The sequence below is a fragment of the Arthrobacter sp. 10T413_2 genome (assembly GCF_056394205.1).
The window spans coordinates 1-3,358 of the sequence record NZ_JBFTHK010000286.1 but is presented as its reverse complement, the minus strand read 5'-3'; the positions used below and the strand labels follow the sequence as shown (position 1 = coordinate 3,358).

Annotated in this window: 4 protein-coding genes; all 4 read right to left on the bottom strand. The window is 67.1% G+C overall.

Going from position 1 to position 3,358, the window contains the following annotated elements; genetic code table 11:
- A partial coding sequence (locus AC1DBQ_RS22540; protein ID WP_476930631.1) for a gluconokinase occupies positions 1–510 on the bottom strand: 510 nt, incomplete at its 3' end.
- Between the two features lie 75 nt (positions 511–585).
- Complete coding sequence (locus AC1DBQ_RS22535) at positions 586–1,365, bottom strand: PIG-L deacetylase family protein (protein WP_476930630.1); 780 nt, start codon at positions 1,363–1,365, stop codon at positions 586–588.
- 3 nt (positions 1,366–1,368) lie between these two features.
- Entirely contained in the window at positions 1,369–2,322 is a 954-nt protein-coding gene (locus AC1DBQ_RS22530) for an electron transfer flavoprotein subunit alpha/FixB family protein (protein ID WP_476930629.1), read from the bottom strand.
- A gap of 16 nt (positions 2,323–2,338) precedes the next feature.
- A complete protein-coding gene (locus AC1DBQ_RS22525; protein WP_476930632.1) occupies positions 2,339–3,139 on the bottom strand; it encodes an electron transfer flavoprotein subunit beta/FixA family protein in 801 nt (266 codons plus the stop codon).
- Between the last annotated feature and the right edge of the window lie 219 nt (positions 3,140–3,358).

Genomic DNA, 3,358 nt, shown 5'->3' with positions numbered 1-3,358 from the left:
GTCGAGATTAAGTCGGGCGATGATTTCCTGTGCTTCTTCCGCTGGCGTTGCGGAGACGGACAGGGCAATGAAGTTTTCGTCCGCGGTGGGCGCTTCGAGCGCCTCGAACTGGGACTCCAGCAGGGCGGGCRGCATGAAGTGCCCGTGGCGGGAAGCCAGCCGGTCCGAGATCTTGTCCCGTGATCCCTCGAGGAACACAAAGACCACGCCCTCGCCGCGCAGGATGTCCCGGTAGCGCTTCTTCAGCGCCGAACAGGTCACAACTCCGGGAGCTCCGGCCTCTGTGTGGGCCCGGATCCAGTCGGCGATGCTTTCCAGCCAGGGCCACCGATCCTCGTCGGTCAGCGGCTGGCCGGCATGCATTTTGGCCACATTCGATTCAGGGTGCAGGTMGTCGCCCTCGGCGAGATCCCAGCCCAGCCTGCCGGCCAGCAGTCCCGCAACGGTCGATTTGCCCGATCCGGAGACCCCCATGATCACGAGAACGGGGTGTTGCGCAGTCTTCGCCATCAAAGTCTGCCTTCCATCAAATAAATATGATTTAAACAGAGGCCAGCATATGGCAGAGGGTGTGMTGCGGCAACACTAGAATCCGGCGATGGTCCCCGGGCCGTTAACTGTGACGACGTGGAAGGCCTCGGCGCTGCGCCCCGCCGTCAGCCCGCCGCGCGCCCCCGTGCTAAGCATGAGGCCGCGGACCGTGCGCTCCATGGCATCGACGTCGGGGTGCTGGCTGACGTGGATGTGGATGGCGGCAAGCTTGCTGTCGACATGCTCCGTGACGTCGACGAAGTGGTTTTCGCGTTCTTCGGGACMGGCGAAGAGCCAGAGCCAGGGCAGCTTGTAGGCCTCCAACCCGGACTCGGCCAGTTCCGGGTACGCGAAGGGGTTTTCCAGGGCCGGGTACACGGCGCGGGTCACGGCCTCCCCCACGGCCAGGTGGTCCGGGTGGCTTTTCTGGATCCGGTTCCAGTTGCGTTCCGGATGCATCGACAGCACGACGTCGGGCCGGAGCTGGCGGATCAGGCGCACCACTTCACGCATCACCTCATGCGAGGGTTCAAGATAGCCGTCGCGCTGGTGCAGGTAGTGGATGTCCGTGACGCCGACCAGGGCGGCCGCGCGCTGCTGCTCCGCGATGCGCAGCCGCACGATTTCGTCGCGCTGCGCGGGATCGAAGCCGCCGGCGTCGCCGTCGGTMATGATGCAGTAGCTGACCTGGACTCCGGCGGCGGTCCAGGCCGCAATCGTGCCGGCGGCGCCGAAATCAATGTCGTCCGGGTGGGCCGTGAAACAAAGCACCCGCTCGATACCGGAAGTCTCCGGATCGAACGGGCTTTGCGCCGGGGCGGCGTTGGTGCTCATGGGTCAGCCTTTGCGCTTTTTGATTTCTGCGGTGGCCTGGGGCAGCACCTGGAAGAGGTCGCCCACAATGCCGAAGTCCGCGATCTCGAAAATCGGCGATTCGGCGTCCTTGTTCACGGCGACGATTACCTTGGCGGTCTGCATGCCGGCCTTTTGCTGGATGGCGCCGGAGATGCCCGCGGAAATGTAGAGCTGCGGCGAGACGGTCTTGCCGGTCTGGCCGATCTGCGCGTCGTGGCCGATCCAGCCGGCGTCCGTGGCGGCCCGCGAAGCGCCGATGGCCGCGTCCAGGGCGTCCGCGAGTTCCTCCAGCGGACCGAAGTTGCCGTCTACGCCCCGGCCGCCCGCCACGACGATGCGCGCCTCGGTCAGATCCGGGCGCCCGCTGGCAGGCTTTTCGTTACGCGCCGTGACCCGGGCGGAGGCCGCGGTGGCACCGGCCAGAAGCTGKACTGTGACGCTGTCCGGCGCCGTAGCGGACACCGCGGGCTCGGGCGTGACGCTGTTGGGCTTTACGGTCAGCACGGAAACGGGCGTGGTGGCCTTCGCGGTGGTGGTGTAGGAGCCGGCCAGCACCGACTTGTGCGCGGTTCCGTCGGGATCGACCGCCACGACGTCGGTGATGACGCCGGCGCCGAGCCTGATGCCGAGCCGGGCGGCGATCTCCTTGCCCTCGGCCGAGTTCTCGGTCAGGACCACGTCGGCTCCGGCCGCGTCAACAGCTGCGGCCAGGAACGCCGCCTTGGGTCCCACGAGGTAGTCATCGAGGTCCGTGGCGGACGGGCGGTAGAGCGCCTCGGTGCCGTAGGCCGCCAGGGCCGCGGCGGCATCTGGGTGCAGCTCGCCGTTGACAGCGGMAACGGTCTCGCCTAGGGAGCGGGCGATCGTGAGCAGTTCCAGGCTCGACTTCTTCAGCGCCTGGCCGGGGTTGTCGATGAAAACGAGTACTTTTGCCATGTTCGGTTATTCCCCTTTAGAGCAGCTTCTGGGCGGCCAGGAACTCGACCAGCTGGATGCCGGCGTCGCCTTCGTCGGTGATGATGGTGCCGGCCGTGCGCGGCGGGCGGGCCTCGGCGGTCTCGACGGCGGTMCAGGAGCCGGACTTGCCCACCTGGGCCGCGTCGACGCCAATGTCGGCCAGGCTCAAGGTGGTGATGGTCTTCTTCTTTGCCGCCATGATGCCCTTGAAGTTCGGGTACCGGGGGTCATTGATCTGGTCGGTAACCGAGACGACGGCCGGCAGTTCGGCCTCAACGGTGTCCGCGTGCGTGTCGCCATCGCGGCGGGCGGTGAGCTTGCCGCCGTCGAGCACCAGCKACGCCGCAAAAGTCACCTGTGGAAGCCCCAGCCGCTCGGCGAGCTGCGCCGGGACCAGCGAGGTCTCGCCGTCCGTGGAAGCCATGCCGGCGACGATGAGGTCCGCGGGGGCGTCCGCGCCGAGGTGGCGGATGGCGGCGGCCAGTGCCAGCGAGGTGGCCGCGGCATCGGACCCGGCCAGGGCCTCGTCGCTGAGGTGCACGCCTTCCGTGGCGCCGATCTGGAGTGACTTCTTCACCGCGTTGACAGCAGCTGCCGGGCCCATGCTCAGGGCGATGACCTTGTTCCCGGCCGCTTCCCCGCCGCGGGCCTCGATCAGCTGCAGCGCCGCCTCCAGGGCGTATTCATCCAGTTCGGACAGGATGCTTTCGGAGCGGTCGGCGGTGTTGCCCTCGCCAGTGAGGTGGCGGTCGAACTGCGCATCCGGGACGTGCTTGACCAGCACAATGATTTTCAGGGTCTCTTCCACTGTGTCTACAGCAGCCTTCCATGCGGGTGGATAGCCGCCCCTGACGGGGTCATGGCCACGGAACGCCCGGTAGCCGGGCTCTTCCTAGCTAACCATATAGCTGCCGCGCCGCGCGGCCTGGGTTAACGCCTGTGTCAGCGCCATGCATGCGTCGTGGAGGCGTCGGGTAAGTTCCCGGCACGGCAAAGGCCGGGCGGCACCTTTCGG